The sequence below is a fragment of the Polymorphospora rubra genome, assembly GCF_018324255.1.
In the GTDB taxonomy this organism is placed as follows: domain Bacteria; phylum Actinomycetota; class Actinomycetes; order Mycobacteriales; family Micromonosporaceae; genus Polymorphospora; species Polymorphospora rubra.
The window spans coordinates 1,179,370-1,199,887 of the sequence record NZ_AP023359.1 but is presented as its reverse complement, the minus strand read 5'-3'; the positions used below and the strand labels follow the sequence as shown (position 1 = coordinate 1,199,887).

Here is a 20,518-nt window from a genome sequence, read left to right as displayed (position 1 = left end):
AGTGGCCGGCTGCGTGTTTCGCCTCCTCGAGGTGCATCACGACCTGGCCACGGGCAGGACAGGCGGCGCCACCGGTCGGCCGGCAGCAGGCCGGCGGCCAGGTTCCTCAGGTCCGCTTGCACCGCACTGGAGCAGTCATGGCACTTCACCGCGCAGACGAACTCGACAGCGACGCCGTCGCCTACCGCATCTTCGGCGCGACCCGCGACAAGAAGGGCTGGCGGGCGACCGACATCATCGGCGATGCCATGCGTCGCAAGGACTGGGACCGCACCGAGTCCGCGTGGCGGGTCGCCTCGCGCGGCTACTACGCCGAACAGGCCGGCCTGGTCGCCGCCGCCACGCTGGCGACCCACACCGAGGACGCGCCGCTGCGCTTCAGCCTGGCCCTGGCCACCGCCGACGAGGCCCGGCACGCCGACGCCTTCTACCAGTACGCCAAGGCGATCGGCGGCGAGCCGGAGCCGGACGCCCCGGAGACGGTGGAACCGCTCAACGAGATGCTGGTCAGCCTGCCGCACATGGGGCGGGCGCTGGTGCACACGATCCTCGAAGGACTGGCGGCCGACGAGTTCATCCTCTTCCAGGAGATCTTCGCCGGCGATCCGCTCGGCCGGCTCTACGAGGCCGTACGCGGTGACGAGATCCACCACATCGCCATCGGCCTGAACTATCTCGGCCGGGTGTCCAAGACCCGGGAGGGCGCCGAACTCTGGCGCGAACACGGCCGGGAGTGGCACGACCTGGGCTTCAACATCACCTCGCTCGACAGCATCTCCGCCAAGTGCGGTGCGCTGACCGGCCGCGACCCGAAACGGATCAAGGCCTGGTTCGTCCGCCGGCACCGCGCCCGGTTGCGCGCCGCCGGCGTCGAGATCACGAGGGGAGGTGAGCAGAAGTGAAGATCAAGAAGGTGGGCCTGAAGAAGGTCACGCACGGCACCTGCAAGTACATCGCCGACCTCAAGAAGGCGACCAAGTGACGGACCGTCCGGGCGGGCCCGTCCCGCCCGGACGCCGCGCACCCGTGCCTGACCCCCGTGATCGGAGGTGAACACGGATGAAGATCAAGAAGGTGGGCCTGAAGAAGGTCACCCACGGCACGTGCAAGTACCAGGTCGACCTCAAGCGGTCGGCCAAGTGATCCAGACGCCCGGGCGGTGCCACCGCCCCGCCCGGGCGTACCCCCGTCCACCAGTCTCGCGGAGGTGACGCCGTGACCATCTGCCTCGCGGCCATGCCCTGGCAGTCGCTGGACTGCCCGTCGCTGCCCCTCGGCCTGCTCAAGGCCATCACCGCCGCCGGCGGACGGCCGGCCCCGGCGACCTACCACGGCGGCACCCGGTGGGCCGAGTTCCTGCTCGCCGCGACCGACGGCGAGATCGGACCCGCGGAATACACCGACGTCGCCGAATCCGGCCTCTTCCACGGGCTGGGCGACTGGGTCTTCGCCGGGGTCCTGCACGGCGACGACGAGTTCGGCGTCGCCCAACTGCGGCGGTACGCCGCCGACCACGACGTCGACATCGGCGTGGTCACCCGGATGCGCCCGTACGCCGCCGCGTTCGTCGAGGCCGCCGCCCGCGAGATCCTCGCCACGAACCCGACCCTGGTCGGCTTCAGCACCACCTTCATGCAGAACGCGCCGAGCCTGGCCACCGCCCGCCGGCTGCGCGAACTGGCACCCGACCTGACGATCGTCTTCGGCGGCGGCAACTGCGACGGCGCCATGGGCAGCGCCATGCACCGCAACTTCCCCTTCATCGACCACGTCATCCGGGGCGAGGGCGAGATTGCCTTCCCGGCCCTGCTCGACGCCATCGACGGGAAGATCCCGTTCGCGGACGTACCCGGGCTCTCCTGGCGCGACGGCGACCGGCGGCACGACAACCCGCAGGGCAGCCTGGTCCCGCCCGGACTCATCCCGGTGCCGGACTTCGACGACTGGTTCGAACTGATGGCCGACTCGCCGGTCAACGAGTACGTCGAACCGAAGCTGGTCCTGGAGGGCGCCCGGGGCTGCTGGTGGGGCGAGAAGCACCACTGCACCTTCTGCGGCCTCAACGGCACCGGCATGCAGTTCCGGGCCAAGGCACCGGACGCCCTGATCGCCGAACTGACCACACTGGTCAGCCGCCACCAGACGCTCGACGTCATCATGGTCGACAACATCATCGACAACCGGTACTTCCGCGACGTGCTGCCCCGCGTCGCCGACCTCGACTGGGACCTGCGGATCCACTACGAGGTGAAGTCCAACCTGCGCCCCGACGAGATCGAGGCACTGCGGCGGGCCGGCGTCACCCACGTCCAACCCGGCATCGAGTCGCTGGTCAGCCCCGTACTGAAGCTGATGGACAAGGGCGTGACCGGCGTCCGCAACGTCCGTACCCTGCGCGACTGCGAGTCGGCGGCGCTGACCGTGACCTGGAACTGGCTGTACGGCTTCCCGACCGAGCGCGGCGCCGACTACCAGGCGATCCTGCGCCAGGTGCCGGCGCTGATCCACCTGCAGCCGCCGGCCGGTCTGGCCCGGATCCTGCTCGAACGGTTCAGCCCGTACTTCGAGAACCGGCTGCTCGGCTTCCCCGAGCGTCGGCCGGCCCGGCTCTACGACCACGTCTACGCGCTGCCGGCCGACCAGTTGACGGACATGGTGTATCTCTTCGACACCGATCCGGCCGGACTGTCCGACACCGACGCCGAACCGCTGGCCAAGCTGATCGACCTGTGGACCGACGGCTATTCGTCCAGCTCGCTGCAGGTGGTGAGCGAGGACGACGAGGAGATCGTGATCGCGGACCGGCGGGTCGGCTGGCCCGAACGCGAGCACCACATCGTCGGCGCCCCGTTCGTGGCGGCGTACCGGGAACTGGGCAACGGTCGTACGGCCAAGGCCCTGGCCGCCCGGCTCGCCGGGTACGGGCTCCCGGCCGACCGGGTCGACGCCTGGCTGCGGGAACTGTCCGAGCACGGACTCGTCTTCACCGAACAGGACCACTGGATCGCGCTGGCGACCACCACCGAGCCGCTGAAGGTGGGCTGACGATGACCACCACGACCCGACCGGCGATCGACGCCGCCGCCCTGCGTGCCGACCCGGCGGCGTACAGCCTGCGGGTGGTCGTCCTGCCCGAACCGCTGCGATTCGGGCAGGACGCCGCGCAGGACCTCGAACACCTGCGGCTGCTGCGTACCCTGACCAGCCACGCCGTACGGCTGCACTGGACGATCAGCGGCCGGCCGTCCTTCCCGCTGGAGACGTACGCCCACTTCGTGGCGCCGTCCGACGGCGTCGGCCTCGACGACATGGGCCACGCCGTCGAGTGGGCCCGCGACTACCGGTACGGCACGTTCTACTACCGCCGTGGCCCCGGCATCGTCACCGTGAAGGACGTCCGGCCGGGGCAGCCCGCCGCCCGGATGGTGATCGAGGAGGGCGCCGACCGGTTCGAGCGGCTGGCCGAGTCACCGGACGGCCTGCCCGGGCCGGGCGACGACGAACTCGTCACCGACGCCGTCGAGGCGGGGCTGGCCGTCGAGGCCGGCGGCCGGGCGCTGGTGCTGCCGTACCGGATGCGGCACTGGCCGGTGCCCTACCTCGCGGTCTGACGGCGTTGCCCGGCACGCCGGCGGCGCCGGTGTGCCGGCGCGGCCGGCGGTCAGACGAAGCCGCGCCGGGCGGCCTGCACGCCGGCCTGGAACCGGGTGCCGGCGTCCAGGCGTTGCATGAGCAGCGCCACCCGCCGGGCGAACGTGCGTTTGCTCATGTGCAGCCGGGCCGCCGCCTGCTGGTCGGTCAGCCCGTCGCCGAGGGCCCGGACCAGCTCCCGCCCGCCCTCGATGCCGTCGATGCCGGCGGCGACCCGGGCCGCTTCCGCCCGCCGTGCCGCCGTCTCCCAGACGGCACCGAACGCGGCGGCCATCGAGCCGGCCAGCACGACGTTGCGCATCCTGGTCAGCCGGTCGGGCTTGTGGCCGGGATCCTGCCCTGGCAGGTAGACCACGGCCCGGTCGCGGATCACCAGGAAGTAGGGCACCTGCGACGGGGTCGGCAGGGCGATCCCGTCGCGGGCCAGGGTGGCGAGCGGGCCGGTCGACGGTTCCCGTCCGGCGGCGTGCAGGAGCCGGACCGTGACACCCCGGGCCCGTAGGTCCTCGAACAGGTCCACCCGCAGCGGCAGCCGGTACGGCGCCGGCACCAGCACCAGGAGTTCGTTCCTGGTCAGTTCCGCCAGTTCGGCACCGAGCAGGGCGATGTTGATCTCGGCGGCCGGGCCGCGCCGCTCCTGGTACGTGGCCCGGTGCGGCACCGTGCGGTCGGGGCCGGCGGTCAGTCGCGTGCCCGAGGATGCCGTGTCGTCTCCGGTCACGTGATCACCTGTCGACCGGGCCGCGCCCCGCCGGCTCCCCGACGATGTCCCAGCCGTCGATGACACCGGTCAGCCGGGCACACAGTTCGCGCAGGCAGTGCTGGGCCCGCTCGTCGTCGGCCACCGCGACGAACGCGGCGATCCACATCATCCCCGCCCGCTCGATGACCTTGACGTGCTCGACCCGGTCCGTCTCGGACCGCAGTCCGAGGACCAGGTCACGCAGTGTCTCGGGCGTCAGCGGCGTCCGGTCCTCGCCGACCGGGGCGAGGGATACGGCCGATAGTTGCATGATTTCCGTCCAGGGTTCGTGGACACGTTTGGGGATTCATTGTTTTCTTTGTCTCGGAGCATGGTCAACGAGTGTGAACAGGCGTGAAAACGCCTGGCGCGATCACGCCACGGCGGCCGTACCGACCCTTGCCAACCTGAAGATCGTTTGAGACGGTGGTCGGCAGGGCGAGGAGGCCGAGTGTTCAGATCCCTTGGTCTGTCGACGACGGCAGAGGCGGTCTACCGCGCGATGCTGGCGGAGCCGACCTGGGGAGTGGTCGAACTTGCCGGGGCCCTCGGTGTGTCGGCGGGGCAGGTGCACGACGCGCTCGACGAGTTGATCGAACTCGCCCTGGTGCGCGAATCGGGCGATCGGCTTCGGCCGACGAATCCCGAGGTCGGGCTCGCCGCCCTGCTCGCCCGCGCCAAGGCGGGCATCGCCCGGCAGCAGTACGAGATCGAGGCCACCCAGGCCGCCATCGAGGCGCTCGCCGAGGCGCACGGCGAGAGCCGGCGCCGCGACCGGCTGGTGCGGCTGGACACCCTCGAGGCGGTGCGGGACCGGCTGGAGCACCTGGCCGCCCTGGCCCGCTCCGAGTGCCTGTCGTTCATTCCGGGCGGGGCGCGCAAGTTCGACGCCATCGCCGTCAGTAGGCCATTCCACCAACTCGCACTCGAACGCGGGATCACGGTCAGGGCCGTCTGTCAGGACAGCTTCCGCAACGACCCGGAAACGTCGGCGTACACGCGCTGGTTCAGTGAAATGGGGGGAGAGGCCCGGACAGTCCCACTCATCCATTTTCAACTTACTATCGTCGATAGCAGGCTGGCCCTGCTCCCGATCGACCCCGCCGACCCGCGCAAGGGAGCGATCGAGATCCACAGCCCGAGCGTGACCACCGCCGTGTGCGCCCTCTTCGACCAGGTGTGGTCGTCCGCCACCCCCTTCGGCAGCGCCGCCCCCATCGACGACAACGGTCTCGAACCACCCGAGCGGGAACTGCTCCGGCTGCTCGGCGACGGCCACACCGACGAGTCGGCGGCCCGCCGGCTCGGCCTGTCGGTCCGGACGATCCAGCGGATGATGTCCGACCTGACCGACCGGCTCGGCGCCGCCAGCCGCTTCCAGGCCGGCGCGAACGCCGTACGCCAACGCTGGCTGTGAGCACCGGACCGCCCGGATCATCGACTTTCGGCGACTGGCCGCCGACGATCCCCGACACCTAGCGTGGTCGCCAGGGCGAGCCGGACCCGGCCCGGCCCGTCACCGTCACGCGGAGGGGAACCGATGGACGCCCGCAAGACCGGCAAGCAACCCATGGCCGGCGACAAGCAGACCTACCTCGGCGTCCCACTTCTCAACAAGATCGTCCTCTTCGCCGGGTTGCCCGCCCTCGTACTGGCCCTCGGGTTCGGCCTTCCTCCGCTCGCCCGCTGGGCGCTGAGCTGGGAGGTCGGGCTGCCGATGGGCTTCGTCTTCCGGCTCTTCGCCGGCATCGACCGGCCCTGGGAGATCGCCGTCAACATGGCCATCTGGCTCGCGGTGGTGGCCGGGATCGCCCTCACGACGATGACCGAGTCGCTGAAGCTGACGGTCGGCGACACCGAACTGGGGATCGAGCGGGGCGAGGAGAAGAGGATCATCCCCCGTGCCGACGTGGCCGCCGTCTTCGTCGACGGCGACAAGGTCGTCGTCCTCGACCACGAGTCCCGCCACCTGCTGTACGAGACCCACGAGGCCGCCCCGGCGGTCATCGCCGGCGCCTTCCGCGGCCACGGATACCCGTGGCGGGACACCGATCCGTACGCCGACCTGTACCGCCCCTGGCATCTCGGCACCGCCGACCTGCCGCCCGCCGTGCACGACCTGCTCGCGATCCGCGCCTCGGCCTTGAAGAAAAAGGCCCACAAGGAGGTACGTGATCTGCGCGTCGCGATTGCGAAGCTCGACTACGTCGTCCGGGACGAGGGCGCCCAGCAGTACTGGCGCCCTCTCGTTGGCCCCGCGCCCGTGTAACAGAACCGAGCCGCCAGATCTTCGATCCTGGAGCGGTCAGGCGGGAAGTCAGGTTGTCGGGTCGAGGGGCTTCAGGCGTACGAGGACAATCTGCTTCAGGCGCTGGTCGATCATCGCCTGGATCCGGCGACGGCCACCGGCGTTGCACAGGACGTTCGAGTTGGACTTGACAAGCGACTGAACTGCGATGCCGAGCAGCCGAGCTGAGCCGGGCTGGGGGTGTTCCGGCGGCACTTCGCCCGGTTCCGGCCCCTGGTCACTGCGACCGCGCTGGGCACCGCTGCCGGGGTGCATACCCTGGTAACCGGCACCGTGGCGGCCAGGACCAGGGTCGGGGTGCTGCCGAGGGTTCGTGACAACGCCCTGGTGGTGCTCGGCCGCAGCCACGCCGAGATCACCGCCGCGCTGCTCGCGACCATCACCGCCGGCCGCCTGGCCGCCGAGACTCACCCGCACGCCGACTTCGCGGCACGGGTTGGCAAGGCCGCCGGCGTCGACGCTGCCGTGCGCGCCGTCGCGGACCTGTCCCCGCTGATCGGCGCGGCCGGTTTCCAGCGGGCCCACCCGATCGCCAAGGCCCGCGCCGACCTGACCGGGCTGCTGTACGCCGATGGCATCCACGACAGCCTCTACCGGTCCGGCGGCATGAGCCTTGTGGCTGACCCGGTCGCCCCGGTGGTGCCGATCCGGACCGACATCGCGGCCGCCGAACGCAACGGTAACGCTGCGTGAACACGTAGACGGCGTGCCAGCCCAACGAGGGCGGCACGCCGTCAGCCGTGCGTCACAGCACGTGGAAGCCGTTCTCGAGTTCGAACGTCGTGCCCTCGGCCTTGGCCCGCAAAGCGGCGATCACCCGCCGTGCCAGCAGTTCCGACATGCGCTGCTCGATCTGCTTCTGGTCGCACCAGGCCCAGCTGGAAAGTTCGTCCGGCGGCAGGTGGATGTCGGCGATGCCCAGCTCGTCCAGGGTGTCGCCGTCGTAGACGTACATGACGCCCTCGGTGCGGCCCGGCCGGGGCGGCACCCAGTCGACCACCAGCAGCCGTCCCGGCGTAACGGTCTTGCCCAGTTCCTCTTTCACCTCGCGTATCGCGGCCTGCCGCGGCGACTCGTTCTCGTCGACGCACCCGCCGACGATCTCCCAGTAGTCCTTGTAAACAGGCTCGACAAGCAGCGCCCGCCCGGCTCCGTCGGTGAACAGGACGGCTGCGCCCATGCGCTTCCGTGGAAGCGTCGCGGTGTAGTCGCTGGAAGCGGTCACCACCGCAGGCTACCCGTGCCCGTCACGGCCAGGTGCGCACCTCTGCCAGACTCCTCCGGGCGAGGCCGTCTCCCACAGATCAACAATTGCGAGAGATTCACTGAAGCCCCATCGGGCAACGGCCGTTACCACGGGCGGCGATCCGCCAGAACGCCTTCACGCAGGTTTGCCACGTGGGCGTGTGCGGGTGGCCTCGTACGGCGGTGAGCGTGCCCTCTCCTACCCGGCTGGCTACTGTGACGGGCGTGATTCGTGTTCTCCTCGTCGACGACGAGTCCATGATCCGCCTCGGGCTGGCCACGGTGCTCGGCGCCGGCCGGGACATCGAGGTGGTGGGGGAGTCGGCCGACGGCGCCGGGGCGCTGGACGCCGTTGCGCGGCTGCGGCCGGACGTCGTAATGATGGACATCCGGATGCCCGGCATGGACGGCCTGGCCGCCACCGAGGCGCTGCGTACGGTCGCGGGTGCCCCGGCGGTCATCGTGCTCACCACGTTCGACACCGACGACCACATTCTCCGCGCACTGCGGGCCGGGGCCAGCGGCTTCCTGCTCAAGGACACCCCACCGCTGGAGATCATCGACGCGGTGCGCCGGGTCGCCGGGGGCGAGTCGATGCTGTCGCCGTCGGTGGTCGGCAGGCTGATCGAACACGTGGTGCGCGACGAGGACCGCGGCGACCGGATCGACCGGGTGGAGCGGGCCCGGAGCATGTTGGGCCGCCTCACCGAACGGGAGCGCGAGGTCGCCGAGGCGGTCGGGCAGGGCCTGTCCAACGCCGAGATCAGCGTCGAGCTGTTCATGAGCGTCGCCACCGTGAAGGCGTACGTGTCCCGGGTGCTGACCAAGATGGACTGCGCCAACCGGGTGCAGGTCGCCATCCTCGTCCACGACGCCCGGGGCTGACCCGGCGCCTCGACCGGGGTCCCGTCAGCCGGTCCGGTCCTTCAGCGGATACGGGATGAAGGTGCTGCGGTTCTCGTCGAGGTCGAGGCGGCGGCTGATCGGGGCGGCGGCCCGTTGCGGGCAGGTCATCCGTTCGCAGGTCTTGCAGCCGGGGCCGATCGGCGTCGCGGCCTCGGTCGCGTGCAGGTCCATGCCGGCGGAGTAGACCAGCCGGCCGGCGTGCCGGGTCTCGCAGCCCAGCCCGATGGCGAAGACCTTGCCGGGCTGACCGTAGCCGCCGTGGTGCCGGATGACGGTACGGGCGATCCACAGGTAACGCTGCCCGTCCGGCATCGCCGCGACCTGGGCCATCACCCGGCCCGGGGCGCTGAACGCCTCGTACACATTCCACAGTGGACACGTGCCGCCCGAGCGGGAGAACGGGAAGCCGGTCGCGGACTGGCGCTTGGACATGTTGCCGGCGCGGTCGACCCGGACGAACGAGAACGGCACACCGCGCGCCTTCGGGCGCTGGAGCGTGCTCAACCGGTGGCAGACACTCTCCCAACCCATCGCGAAATGGTTGGTCAACAGGTCGATGTCGTAACGCATATCCTCCGCCGCCGTGAGGAACCGCTGATACGGCAGAATCACCGCCGCCGCGAAGTAGTTGGCCAATCCGACCCGCATGAGAATCTGCGTCTGTACGTCCTCGAACCGTTCCTGCTCGATGATCTCGTCAATGATGTCGGTGTATTCGAGAAGTGCGATCTGGGCGCCCATCCGGATCGCCTCCTGCCCCGCCCGCAGCGACGTCGACAGGTGCAGGGTGCGGGTCTGCGGCCGGTAGCGGTGCAGGTCGCCGGCGAGCGCGTCGGTGTCCTGCCGGACAATCCGGATGCCGTGCCGGTCGGCCAGCCGGTCCCGCAGCGCCGACCGCGCCTCACCACGTCGTACGCCGATGGTCCCGGCCAACTCCTCGGCCGCCTCGTCCAGCTCCGGCACGTAGTTCTGCCGCCGGTAGAAGAAGTCGATGACCTGGTCGTGCGGGCTGCGGCCGCCGACCATGTCGCGGTCGCCGACCAACTCGGTGAGCTGTTCGTTGACCTGCTGGTAGCGGCGGTGCAGGTCGATCACGGCCTCGGCCACCTCGGGCAGCCGGTTGGCCAGCTCGGTCAGGTCGGGGACGGTGGCCCGGGCGCCGAGCGCCTCCCGCAGGTTGGCCACCAGCCGCGGCCCGTCGTGCGGGGCGAAGAACGCGGTGTCGATGCCGAAGACCTCGGTGATCCGCATCAGTACGGCCACGGTCAGCGGGCGGGTGTCGTGCTCGATCTGGTTGAGGTAGCTGGGCGAGATGGCGAGCTGCCGGGCCAGTTCGATCTGGCTGATGCCCCGGTCCTCGCGCAGCCGACGCAGCCGGGCGCCGGCGAACGTCTTGGTCATCGCGACTCCTCTCCGGCGGCGGGATCCCGACACATTAACACCTCTGCTAAAAGGCTCTTTCGCAAGTTGGCAAAAAGCGCTTTCCAGTTTTCAATAATTGGCTGATTCCGTATCTCGACCCGATGATCCGCCCGGTGCCATGGTGTGGACACCCCGTTTCCGGCAAGCCGAAGGAGAGACCCATGAGCACAGCGGCAGAGCAGTTGCGGACCGAGTGGGCCACCCAGGCCCGGTGGCAGGGCGTCGAGCGCAGCTACCGCGCCGAGGACGTCGTACGGCTGCGCGGGGCGATCCAGGAGGAGCACACGCTCGCCCGGCGCGGCGCGCAGCGCCTGTGGCAACTGCTGCACGAGGAAGACTACGTCCACGCCCTCGGCGCCCTCACCGGCAACCAGGCCGTGCAGATGGTCCGCGCCGGCCTCAAAGCCATCTACCTGTCCGGCTGGCAGGTCGCCGCCGACGCCAACCTGTCCGGCCACACCTACCCCGACCAGAGCCTCTACCCGGCCAACTCGGTGCCCGCCGTGGTCCGCCGGATCAACAACGCGCTGCTGCGCGCCGCCCAGATCACCACCGCCGAGGGCACCCCGACCGACCACGACTGGCTCGCCCCGATCGTCGCCGACGCCGAGGCCGGGTTCGGCGGCGTACTCAACGCGTACGAGCTGATGACCGCGATGATCGCGGCCGGCGCGGCGGGCGTGCACTGGGAGGACCAGCTCGCCTCCGAGAAGAAGTGCGGCCACCTCGGCGGCAAGGTGCTCATCCCGACCGGCCAGCACGTGCGGACCCTCAACGCCGCCCGGCTCGCCGCCGACGTCGCCGGGGTACCGTCGGTGATCGTCGCCCGGACCGACGCGCAGGCCGCCACCCTGATCACCACCGACGTCGACGAGCGGGACCGGCCGTTCACCACCGGCGAGCGGACCGCCGAGGGCTTCTACCGGGTCCGCAACGGCGTCGAGCCGTGCATCGCCCGCGGCCTCGCCTACGCGCCGTACGCCGACCTGCTCTGGATGGAGACCAGCACCCCGGACCTGGAGGTGGCCCGCCGGTTCGCCGAGGCGATCAAGGCGGAACACCCGGACCAGTTGCTGGCCTACAACTGCTCGCCGTCGTTCAACTGGCGCAAGCACCTCGACGACGCCACCATCGCCAAGTTCCAGCGCGAACTCGGGCACATGGGCTACAAGTTCCAGTTCATCACCCTGGCCGGCTTCCACGCCCTGAACTACTCGATGTTCGACCTGGCCCGCGGCTACGCCACCGACGGCATGCCGGCGTACGTCTCGCTGCAGGAGAAGGAGTTCGCCGCCGAGGACGCCGGCTACACCGCGGTGAAGCACCAGCGTGAGGTCGGCACCGGCTACTTCGACCTGATCAGCACCGTGCTCAACCCCGCCGCCGAGACGACCGCGCTGCGGGGTTCGACCGAAGAGGAGCAGTTCTCATGACAGTCCAGGTCACCGGCCCGATGGGCGACCGGTTCGAAGAGGTCCTCACCCCGCACGCGCTGGAGTTCCTGGTCGCCCTCGACCGGGAGTTCGCCGCCCGTCGGGTGGCACTGCTGGACACCCGGCGGGCCCGCCGGGCCCGGTACGCCGCCGGCCAGCTGCCCGACTTCCTGCCCGAGACCGCCGCCGTCCGCGCCGACCCGACCTGGCGGGTGGCGCCGCCGGCACCCGGACTCGTCGACCGCCGGGTGGAGATCACCGGCCCGACCGACCGGAAGATGACCGTCAACGCCCTGAACTCCGGGGCCAGGGTGTGGCTCGCCGACTTCGAGGACGCCACCGCCCCGACCTGGCACAACGTCGTCAACGGCCAGCTCAACCTGATCGACGCCCTCGACCGGCGGATCGACTTCACCAGCCCGCAGGGCAAGCGGTACGTCCTGTCCGACGACCCGGCCACCATCGTCGTCCGGCCGCGCGGCTGGCACCTGGTCGAGAAGCACATCGTCATCGACGGCCGCCCCGTCTCGGCCAGCCTGGTCGACTTCGGGCTCTACCTCTTCCACTGCGCGCGGCGGCAGCTCGACGCCGGCCGCGGGCCGTACTTCTACCTGCCCAAACTGGAGAGCCACCGCGAGGCCCGGCTGTGGAACGACGTCTTCGTCTTCGCCCAGCACTACCTCGGCATCCCGCAGGGCACCATCCGCGCCACCACGCTGATCGAGACCATCACGGCCGCGTTCGAGATGGAGGAGATCCTGTACGAGTTGCGGGAGCACTCCGCCGGACTCAACGCCGGCCGGTGGGACTACATCTTCAGCGTCATCAAGAACTTCGGGCAGTGGCCGGACTTCGTCCTGCCGGACCGCGCTGACGTGACGATGACCGTGCCGTTCATGCGGGCGTACACCGAACTGCTGGTGCGGACCTGCCACAAGCGTGGCGCGCACGCGATCGGCGGGATGGCCGCCTTCATCCCCAGCAGGGACCCCGAGGTCAACAAGGTCGCCCTCGCCAAGGTCCGGGCCGACAAGGAACGCGAGGCCGGCGACGGCTTCGACGGCTCCTGGGTGGCCCACCCCGGCCTCGTCCCGGTCTGCCGCGAGGTCTTCGACGCCGTGCTGGCGGACCGGCCCAACCAGGTCGACCGGCTCCGCGACGACGTGTTCGTCACCGCCGCCGACCTGCTCGCCGTCGACAAGACCCCCGGCCAGGTCTCGCTGGCCGGAGTACGGTCCAACATCGCCGTCGCCCTGCGCTACTTCGACGCCTGGGTCGCCGGTACGGGCGCGGTCGCCATCTTCGACCTGATGGAGGACGCCGCCACCGCCGAGATCGCCCGTTGCCAGGTGTGGCAGTGGCAGACCCACGGCACGCCGCTCGCCGACGGCGGCGTGGTCACCGCCGACCTGGTGCGGTCGCTGGTCGCCGAGGAGTCGGCGAAGCTGGCGCAGGGGCGTACCGGCGCCGACCGGGAGCGGGCCCTCGCCGCGGCGGCGGTCTTCGACCAGAACGCCCTCGCCGAGGACCTGCCGGCGTTCTTCACCACCGACGCCTACGCCCGGCACCTGGTCGAGTCGACGTAGGTGTCGCTGTCGGCGCCCACAGCGAATCCGGCGTACGTACCGCGAACTCGCTGTGGGCCACGACAGGCAGCCGGGCCCGGGACAGACAGCCGGATCCGGGAGGCCGGGAGACGGGGCCAGCGCGGCCGGCCCGCCCGGCCCTAGCCTCTACCCATGGAGACGAACTGGGCCGGTAACCACAGCTACCGGGCGGTCGGGGTGTGCGAGCCGGCATCCGTGGACGAACTGCGCGACGTCGTGGCCCGCGAGGACCGGGTACGGGCGCTCGGCTCCCGGCACTCGTTCACCGACATCGGCGACAGCGCCGGCCTGCTGGTGTCGCTCGCCGGACTGCCGGCCGACGTCGAGATCGACCCGGACCGCCGGCAGGTCACCGTCGGTGGCGGCGCCCGGTACGGCGAGGTCGCCGAGGCGCTGCACGCCAAGGGCTGGGCGCTGGCCAACCTCGCCTCCCTGCCGCACATCTCGGTCGCCGGGGCGGTGGCCACCGGCACGCACGGCTCCGGCGACCGCAACGGTTCGCTGGCCACCGCCGTCGTCGCCGTCGAGATCGTCGGACCGGACGGCGCGATCCGGCGGCTCACCCGGACCGACCCGGACTTCGACGGCAGCGTCGTCGCCCTCGGCGCGCTGGGCATCGTGGTCCGGCTGACCCTCGACATCGAGCCGGCGTACGACGTGCGCCAGACGGTCTACACCGGACTGTCGTGGGACGCCGTGCTCACCGACCTCGACGCGGTCACCGCCGGGGCGTACAGCGTCAGCCTCTTCACCGACTGGGTCGGCGACCGGGTCGACCAGGTCTGGCACAAGAGCCGCGCCGGCGAACCACCGGCGGACTTCCTCGGCGCGCCCCGCGCCGACGCCACCCGGCACATGCTGGCCGGCGCCGACGTCGCGGCCGTCACCGGTCAGCACGGCGTGCCCGGCCCGTGGCACGAGCGGCTGCCGCACTTCCGGATGGCGTTCACCCCCAGCCGGGGCGAGGAACTCCAGAGCGAATACCTGGTGCCGAGGCGGCACGCCGCAGCCGCCATCACCGAACTGCGCCGGCTCGGCCCCCGGCTCGCGCCGGTCCTCCAGGTCGGCGAGATCCGTACGGTCGCCGCCGACCGGCTCTGGCTGAGCGGCGCGTACGGCACCGACGCCGTCGCCCTGCACTTCACCTGGGTACGCGACACCCCCGCCGTGTACGCCCTGCTGCCGGCGATCGAGGACGCGCTCCTGCCGCTCGGCGCCCGCCCGCACTGGGGCAAGTGCTTCGTCGCGACCGGTGCGGCGGTGCGGGCGGTGTATCCACGGCTCGACGACTTCGCCCGGCTGCGCGACCGGGTCGACCCGGCCGGCAAGTTCGGCAACGCCTTCCTCGACCGGGTGCTCGGGTCAGCGTAGGTCCAGCACGCCCCGGTCGAGGACCGGCCGGCCCCGGCCGTCGACCGCCTGGAACAGCGCGCCGGCCGGGCGCCGCCACACCAGCACGGTGAGGGTGTCACCGGGGAACAGTGGTGCGCTGAACCGGGCGCTGATCCGCCGTACCCGCTCGGGGTCACCGCCGGCGACGGTGTGCAGCAGGGTCCGGCCGGCGAAGCCGTACGTGCACAGCCCATGCAGGACGGGGCGGGGAAGTCCGGCGCGGGCGGCCACCGCGGGATCGGAGTGCAGCGGGTTGCGGTCGCCGTTGAGCCGGTAGAGCAGCGCCTGGTCGGGGCGGATCGGGTGGCTAACGGTGTGGTCGGGGTGTTCGGTCGGCCGTTTCCAGTCGGCGACCGGGGCGCGGTGGCCGCCGAAGCCGCCGGCGCCGATGACGAACATGGCCCGCTCGACGGTGGCGAGCGGGTCGCCGTCGGCGTCGTGGATCTCGGACCGGTGGTGCAGCAGGGCGCCGCTGGTCTGGTCGTACACGCCGGTGACCGTGGCGGTGGTGCGGGCCCGGCCGGCGGGCGGGATCGGCCGGTGCAGGGTCAGGGTCTCCCCGGCGTGCCGGACGGCGGCCGGCTCGCCGAGGTACGGCGGGTCGGCGGCGAGCAGGGTGGCGAAGGTCGGCAGGACGGCGTGCGGGCGGCCGGCGGAGTTCTCGGTGGTGAACCGGAGTTCGTCGGTGGGGTCGGTCTGTCCGGCGCCGACGCCGAGGGCGTAGAGGATCGCGTCGCTGGCGGTCCAGCCGCGTTCGGTCACCGTCCGTGCGTAACAGTCTCGTGAAGAGAGTGGAGTCTGGGCCGCCCCATGGACACGTTCGGTAATCGGCTCGTCTGACACGGAAGGGGGATCCGAATCCGGATCTCCCGCGCCAAGCGGCTTGTTCAGGTACTTCATGGTTGTTACCTCCTCGGCGCACCGTCAGTGAGATGGGAGGTCCACCGGAGTCTGCCTACTCTCTGTATCTAGAGGTGGAGCCGTTGTGGTCTTGACCTGTTAACTGCATCGCAGTAGCGTCCCATATTAAGCAACCAAGACCACAATATGAGCCGCGCAAGTCTGGGGTAGCCATGAGAATGCGAGCTTTGCGGGCCGCGGCCGCAGCCCTGCTGATGACCGTCGCCGTCGCGGCGTGTTCCGAGAACCAGTCGCCCGGAGAGTCCGGCGGCGACGCCACGACCTCCGTTGCCGTCAACTTCGGCGTCGGCGTCGACCCGGCGTACTCGCCGATCTACCTGGCCGACCAGGACAACCTCTTCGAGCAGGCCGGCCTCGACGTGACCGTGACCCAGTACCAGGAGGGCACCGGCGGGCTCGACGCCATCCTGGCCAAGCAGGGCCAGGTGACCGCCAGCACCGAGTCGAGCCTGCTCAACCGGGCCACCCGGGGCGACATCAAGGGCCTCGCGGTCTTCTCCCAGTCGCCGAGCTTCATCAAGCTCGTCGCCCGCTCGGGCATCAGCGACGTCGCCGGCATCAAGAAGTACGGCGTCGTGCCGGGCACCGTGAACGAGTACGCCACCAACAAGGTGCTCGACAGCCGCGGCATCAGCCGGGACTCCGTCGAGTTCGTCAACGCCTCGCCCGCCGAGATGCCGGCGCTGCTGCAGCGCGGCGACGTCGACGGCTACATCATGTGGGAGCCGTGGCCGTCGCGGGGCGTCGCCAACGGCGGCACGGTGCTGCTGACCAGCGGCGACATCGGCTACGTCTACAACCTGGTGATCGGCGTCGACGGCGCCTGGTACGAGGCCAACAAGGAGACGGCCAAGAAGGTCGTCGACACCATCGCCCAGGCGTGCGAGCAGCTCACCGCCGACCCGGCGAAGGCCGGCACGGTGACCGAGACCGCGATCAAGGTGCCGGCGGCCGAGGCGCAGACCCTCCTGGAGGGCGTCCAGTGCCAGGTCCGTGACTTCACCGACGACGACATCCGGCGCTACGACGAGATCGCCCAGTTCCAGCAGGACAGCGGGATCGTGACCCAGAAGGCCGACGCGGCGACCGTCATGGTCAGGGGAGTGGCGTGACCGGCTCCGGCTCCCCGGTGTCCGTCCGCGACGTCGACATCCGGTTCGGCGACTTCGTGGCGGTCCGCCAGGCGAACCTGGACATCGCTGCCGGGGAGTTCGTCTGCCTGCTCGGCCCGAGCGGCTGCGGCAAGTCGACGCTGCTCAACGCGATCGCCGGCTTCGTCAAGCCGGTCGGCGGGGAGGTGACCTGCGCGGGGGCGCGGGTCACCGCACCCGACGTGTCGCGCGGCGTGGTGTTCCAGAGCGCCGAGGCCCTGTTCCCCTGGCTGACCGTACGGCAGAACGTCGAGTTCGGGCCGCGGATGCGCGGCGTCGGCAAGGCGCAGCGGGCCACCGCCGTCGACCGCTACCTGACCATGGTCGGGCTCAGCCACAGCGCCGACCGGTTCCCCGGACAACTCTCCGGCGGCATGCGCCAGCGGGCGCAACTCGCCCGGGTGCTGGCCAACGAGCCGTCGGTGGTGCTGATGGACGAGCCGTTCGGCGCGCTCGACGCGCAGACCCGGCTGGTGATGCAGGTCGAACTCGACCGGATCTGGCGGGAGACCGGGGCCACGATCGTGTTCGTCACGCACGACATCGGCGAGGCGATCCTGCTCGGCGACCGCATCGTCACGATGACCGCCGGCCCCTCGGCGGCGATCAAGAACGTCTACCCGTGCGACCTGCCCCGGCCCCGTGACCTGACCGACCCGGCGAGCGCCGCGCTCTTCCGCCAGCTGCGCGAGGACATCGGCGCCGAGGTCGCCCGGACGCTGCGGGCCCAGGGCCTCGACGACGGGCACGACGGCCGGACGGGCGACGGGCACGACGGGTCGAACGGCCGGGACAGGAAGGCTCTGCGATGACCGTGGACGCACCCACCGCTCCGGAGAAGGCCCGCCCGGCCGCGCCCGGTCCGACCCGTCGAGGCAAGAGCCGCCCCCGGCTCACCCGGGTCGGGCTGTCGGTCCTGTCGGTGCTGCTCGGCATCGCCATCTGGGACCTGGTCAGCCGCAACTACACCGCCTTCTTCCTGCCCTCGCCGATGCTCACCTGGCAGGGCGCGGTCGAACTGGTCCAAGACGGCACGCTGTGGAGTTCGATCAGCGCCTCGTCGACCCGGATCCTGACCGGCTGGGCGCTCGGCGTCGTGATCGGCGTACCGGTCGGGCTGCTGATGGGCTGCGTGCCGTGGCTGCGGCTGATGCTCGACCCGTACATCCAGTTCTTCCGGTTCGTGCCGCCGATCGCCTTCGTCACGCTGGCGATCATCTGGCTCGGCCCGGGCGAGGCGTCGAAGGTCGCGCTGATCTTCTACACGACCGTCTTCATCGTCGCGCTCAACACCCTGGCGGGGGTCCTGTCGGTCGACGAACTCCGGCTGCGGGCGGCCCGGGCGCTCGGTGCCAATCCGGTCCGCACCCTGGTCTCGGTGGTGCTGCCGTCGACCGTGCCGCACGTGGTGACCGGAGCCCGGCTCGCCATGGGCAACTCGTTCCTGACGATCGTCTCCGCCGAGATCGTGGCGGCGCAGAGCGGCCTCGGATCGCTGATCTGGACCGCCCGCAACTACGCCAAGACCGAGTGGGTCTTCGTCGGCATCATCGCCCTCGGCCTGCTCGGCTACCTCTTCGACTGGATCCTGCGGGTCGTCACCAGCAAGTCCCTGCGCCGCTACGGCGTCAACTTCTAGCCGGCCGGCGCCGTCGCCGGACAACCTCCGGCGACGGCGCCGGCGACGACCGCCCGCGACAGCGCGCCCACCACTACCGAAAGGCTCGCCATGCTGTGCATCGGCGTCGACATCGGTGGCACCTTCACCGACGTCATCGTGTACGAGCCGGCCACCGCCCGGCTCGCCGAGGCCAAGACCCTGTCCACCCCGGCCGACCCGGCCGCGGCCATCTTCGAGGGCCTGGCCAAGCTCGGCGTACGCCTCGACGCGGTCGACCGCTTCGTCCACGGCACCACCCGGGTCACCAACGCGCTGCTCGAAGGTTCCGGCGAGCCGGTCAGCGTGGTCGCCACCGAGGGCTTCCGCGACGTGCTGGAGATGGGGCTGGGGCACCGGCCGCAGCTCTACAGCGTCAAGGAGACGGCCCGGCCGCCGCTGGCCCCGCGCCGGCTGCGGCACGTGCTGCGGGAGCGGATCGGCGCCGACGGCAGCGTGGTCCGGGCGCTCGACGCCGACGACCTCGACGCCGTACTGGACCGGGTGGCCGCCGCCGGGCCGAAGGCCGTCGCCGTCTGCCTGCTGCACTCGTACCGCAACCCGGCGCACGAGCGGGCGGCCGCGTCCCGGCTCGCCGAGCGCTACCCGGGCCTGGTCTGCACGATCTCCTCGGACGTGGTGCCGGAGCAGGGCGAGTACGAGCGGTTCGCGACCACCGTGCTCAACGCCAGCGTCCGCTCGACGGTCGCCGACTACCTGCGCGGGCTCGGTACGGCGCTCGCCGAAGGCGGCTACGCCCAGCCGCTGTCGATCATGACGAGCAGTGGCGGGGTCGTCTCCACCGACGAGGCCGGCCGGCTGCCGATCAACCTGGCCCTGTCCGGTCCGGCCGGCGGGGTCGCCGCCAGCGTCCACGTCGCCGGCCTGGCCGGCTATCCGAACGTGATCACCTGCGACATCGGCGGCACCAGCACCGACGTCTGCCTGATCAAGAACGGCGCCCCGTTGATGACCAACGACGGGAAGATCGCCGGATACCCGAACCGCACCTTCCAGGTCGAGATCAACACGATCGGCGCCGGCGGTGGCTCGATCGCCTGGCGGGACCTCGGCGGCGAACTGCGGATCGGCCCACGCAGCGCCGGCTCGACCCCCGGCCCGGCCGCGTACGGCCGCGGCGGAACCGAGCCGACCACCACCGACGCGCACGTCGTCGTCGGCCACCTCGACCCGCAGGAGAGCCTCGGCGGCGAGGTACGCCTTGACGTCGACGCCGCCCGCGCCGCCGTCGGCCGGCTCGCCACCGAGTTCGGCCTCGACGACCTGGAACTCGCGCACGGCATCCTCCGGATCGCCACGATCAAGATGACCAGCGCGATCAAGGAGATCTCGGTCGCCTGCGGTCACGACCCCCGCGACTTCGTGCTGATGCCGTTCGGCGGCGCCGGCCCGATGCACGCCACCGCCCTCGCCGACGAACTCGGCATCCGCCGGGTGCTGGTGCCACCGGTCCCCGGCAACTTCTCCGCGCTCGGCTTCGTCACCGCCCAGGCCCGGCACGACTACGTCCGTACCGTCCTGGTGCCGGCCGACGAGACCGGGCTGTCCGCCGTACGCGCCGTCGTCGCCGAACTGCGCGACGTGGCCCGGGCCCAGCTCAAGGCCGAGGACGGCGTCGAACCCGACCAGGTCACGTTCGGGCTGTCGGTCGGGATGCGGTTCCGGGGCCAGAGCTTCGACCTCGCCGTACCCGTCGACGACGTGCCGGCGACCGCCGAGGACCTGGTGGCGGCGTTCCACGCCGCCTACGCCGAGCGGTACGCGTACGCCCGCTCCGGGCACCCGGCCGAGATCGTCAACTGCCGGCTGACCGCTTTCGGCCCCCGACCCGCCGTACGGTTCACCGCCCCGACCGGCGGCTCGCCCGAGCCCGACCGGACCCGGATCTACGGTGCGGCCGGTTGGGTCGACGCCACCGTCTGGCGGCGTACCGAACTGGCCCCCGGCCGTACGGTGCCCGGCCCGGCCGTCGTACGGGAGAACGGCAGCACCACCGTTGTCGGCGCCGGCTGGACCGCCACCGTCGACGACCACGGGAACCTGCTGCTCGTCCGGGAGTGAC

The 20,518-nt window shown here is 71.1% G+C and carries 20 protein-coding genes; 14 read left to right on the top strand and 6 right to left on the bottom strand.

What is annotated here, in order from left to right; translation table 11 throughout:
• Positions 1-137 precede the first annotated feature (137 nt).
• The 3 genes from Prubr_RS05350 (at position 138) to Prubr_RS05340 (ending at position 3,611) form a co-directional block, all read left to right on the top strand.
• Positions 138-902 (top strand): ferritin-like domain-containing protein, encoded by a 765-nt coding sequence (locus tag Prubr_RS05350; RefSeq protein ID WP_212822217.1) that lies wholly within the window; start codon positions 138-140, stop codon positions 900-902.
• Positions 903-1,215: 313 nt separating this feature from the next.
• A complete protein-coding gene (locus Prubr_RS05345; protein ID WP_212822215.1) occupies positions 1,216-3,045 on the top strand; it encodes a RiPP maturation radical SAM C-methyltransferase in 1,830 nt (609 codons plus the stop codon).
• A 2-nt stretch (positions 3,046-3,047) separates the two neighbouring features.
• On the top strand, positions 3,048-3,611 hold the full coding sequence (locus Prubr_RS05340) for a DUF5825 family protein (protein WP_212822207.1): 564 nt from the start codon (positions 3,048-3,050) through the stop codon (positions 3,609-3,611).
• A 50-nt stretch (positions 3,612-3,661) separates the two neighbouring features.
• Here Prubr_RS05340 and Prubr_RS05335 read toward each other — a convergent pair whose 3' ends face one another.
• Positions 3,662-4,372 carry a response regulator transcription factor gene (locus tag Prubr_RS05335; RefSeq protein ID WP_212822205.1) on the bottom strand — a complete coding sequence of 237 codons (711 nt, stop codon included), beginning with the start codon at positions 4,370-4,372 and terminating at the stop codon, positions 3,662-3,664.
• Positions 4,373-4,376: 4 nt separating this feature from the next.
• Entirely contained in the window at positions 4,377-4,664 is a 288-nt protein-coding gene (locus tag Prubr_RS05330) for a hypothetical protein (RefSeq protein ID WP_212822198.1), read from the bottom strand.
• Positions 4,665-4,844: 180 nt separating this feature from the next.
• Between Prubr_RS05330 and Prubr_RS05325 the strand changes: the two genes are divergently transcribed.
• Both Prubr_RS05325 and Prubr_RS05320 read left to right on the top strand, forming a co-directional pair.
• Positions 4,845-5,810 (top strand): helix-turn-helix transcriptional regulator, encoded by a 966-nt coding sequence (locus Prubr_RS05325; RefSeq protein WP_212822196.1) that lies wholly within the window; start codon positions 4,845-4,847, stop codon positions 5,808-5,810.
• 123 nt (positions 5,811-5,933) lie between these two features.
• A complete protein-coding gene (locus Prubr_RS05320) occupies positions 5,934-6,662 on the top strand; it encodes a YqeB family protein (RefSeq protein WP_212822194.1) in 729 nt (242 codons plus the stop codon).
• 48 nt (positions 6,663-6,710) lie between these two features.
• On the opposite strand, the gene Prubr_RS05315 is transcribed toward Prubr_RS05320, so the two are convergent.
• Positions 6,711-6,956, bottom strand: a complete 246-nt coding sequence (locus Prubr_RS05315; RefSeq protein WP_212822190.1) for a hypothetical protein — start codon at positions 6,954-6,956, stop codon at positions 6,711-6,713.
• Here Prubr_RS05315 and Prubr_RS05310 point away from each other — a divergent pair.
• A complete protein-coding gene (locus tag Prubr_RS05310; protein ID WP_246568341.1) occupies positions 6,882-7,394 on the top strand; it encodes an acyl-CoA dehydrogenase family protein in 513 nt (170 codons plus the stop codon). The genes Prubr_RS05315 and Prubr_RS05310 overlap by 75 nt on opposite strands.
• Positions 7,395-7,446: 52 nt before the next feature.
• Here the strand turns inward: Prubr_RS05310 and Prubr_RS05305 are convergent, their stop codons facing one another.
• Positions 7,447-7,926 carry an NUDIX domain-containing protein gene (locus tag Prubr_RS05305; RefSeq protein WP_343221602.1) on the bottom strand — a complete coding sequence of 160 codons (480 nt, stop codon included), beginning with the start codon at positions 7,924-7,926 and terminating at the stop codon, positions 7,447-7,449.
• Between the two features lie 236 nt (positions 7,927-8,162).
• Here Prubr_RS05305 and Prubr_RS05300 point away from each other — a divergent pair, with 236 nt between their 5' ends.
• Positions 8,163-8,831 (top strand): response regulator transcription factor, encoded by a 669-nt coding sequence (locus tag Prubr_RS05300; protein WP_212822188.1) that lies wholly within the window; start codon positions 8,163-8,165, stop codon positions 8,829-8,831.
• Positions 8,832-8,855: 24 nt separating this feature from the next.
• On the opposite strand, the gene Prubr_RS05295 is transcribed toward Prubr_RS05300, so the two are convergent.
• Positions 8,856-10,253: a short-chain fatty acyl-CoA regulator family protein gene (locus Prubr_RS05295; protein ID WP_212822185.1), complete on the bottom strand. Its 1,398-nt coding sequence runs from the start codon at positions 10,251-10,253 to the stop codon at positions 8,856-8,858.
• Between the two features lie 182 nt (positions 10,254-10,435).
• On the opposite strand from Prubr_RS05295, the gene aceA reads away from it, so the two are divergent.
• The 3 genes from aceA to Prubr_RS05280 all read left to right on the top strand — a co-directional run bounded on the left by aceA (position 10,436) and on the right by Prubr_RS05280 (position 14,685).
• On the top strand, positions 10,436-11,707 hold the full coding sequence (aceA, locus tag Prubr_RS05290; protein WP_212822183.1) for an isocitrate lyase: 1,272 nt from the start codon (positions 10,436-10,438) through the stop codon (positions 11,705-11,707).
• On the top strand, positions 11,704-13,293 hold the full coding sequence (aceB, locus tag Prubr_RS05285) for a malate synthase A (protein WP_212822181.1): 1,590 nt from the start codon (positions 11,704-11,706) through the stop codon (positions 13,291-13,293). The genes aceA and aceB overlap by 4 nt, the downstream gene beginning before the upstream one ends.
• 153 nt (positions 13,294-13,446) lie before the next feature.
• Complete coding sequence (locus tag Prubr_RS05280; protein WP_212822179.1) at positions 13,447-14,685, top strand: FAD-binding protein; 1,239 nt, start codon at positions 13,447-13,449, stop codon at positions 14,683-14,685.
• Here the strand turns inward: Prubr_RS05280 and Prubr_RS05275 are convergent.
• A complete protein-coding gene (locus tag Prubr_RS05275) occupies positions 14,677-15,468 on the bottom strand; it encodes a MaoC/PaaZ C-terminal domain-containing protein (RefSeq protein WP_246568340.1) in 792 nt (263 codons plus the stop codon). The two genes, Prubr_RS05280 and Prubr_RS05275, sit on opposite strands and share 9 nt — an antisense overlap.
• A 311-nt stretch (positions 15,469-15,779) precedes the next feature.
• On the opposite strand from Prubr_RS05275, the gene Prubr_RS05270 reads away from it, so the two are divergent.
• The 4 genes from Prubr_RS05270 to Prubr_RS05255 all read left to right on the top strand — a co-directional run bounded on the left by Prubr_RS05270 (position 15,780) and on the right by Prubr_RS05255 (position 20,517).
• A complete protein-coding gene (locus Prubr_RS05270) occupies positions 15,780-16,739 on the top strand; it encodes an ABC transporter substrate-binding protein (RefSeq protein WP_212822175.1) in 960 nt (319 codons plus the stop codon).
• On the top strand, positions 16,736-17,590 hold the full coding sequence (locus tag Prubr_RS05265) for an ABC transporter ATP-binding protein (protein ID WP_212822173.1): 855 nt from the start codon (positions 16,736-16,738) through the stop codon (positions 17,588-17,590). Before Prubr_RS05270 ends, Prubr_RS05265 begins: the two co-directional genes overlap by 4 nt.
• Positions 17,587-18,417, top strand: coding sequence for an ABC transporter permease (locus tag Prubr_RS05260; RefSeq protein ID WP_212822165.1), 831 nt, complete (start codon positions 17,587-17,589; stop codon positions 18,415-18,417). The genes Prubr_RS05265 and Prubr_RS05260 overlap by 4 nt, the downstream gene beginning before the upstream one ends.
• Positions 18,418-18,507: 90 nt before the next feature.
• A complete protein-coding gene (locus tag Prubr_RS05255; protein ID WP_212822163.1) occupies positions 18,508-20,517 on the top strand; it encodes a hydantoinase/oxoprolinase family protein in 2,010 nt (669 codons plus the stop codon).
• Position 20,518: the final 1 nt, after the last annotated feature.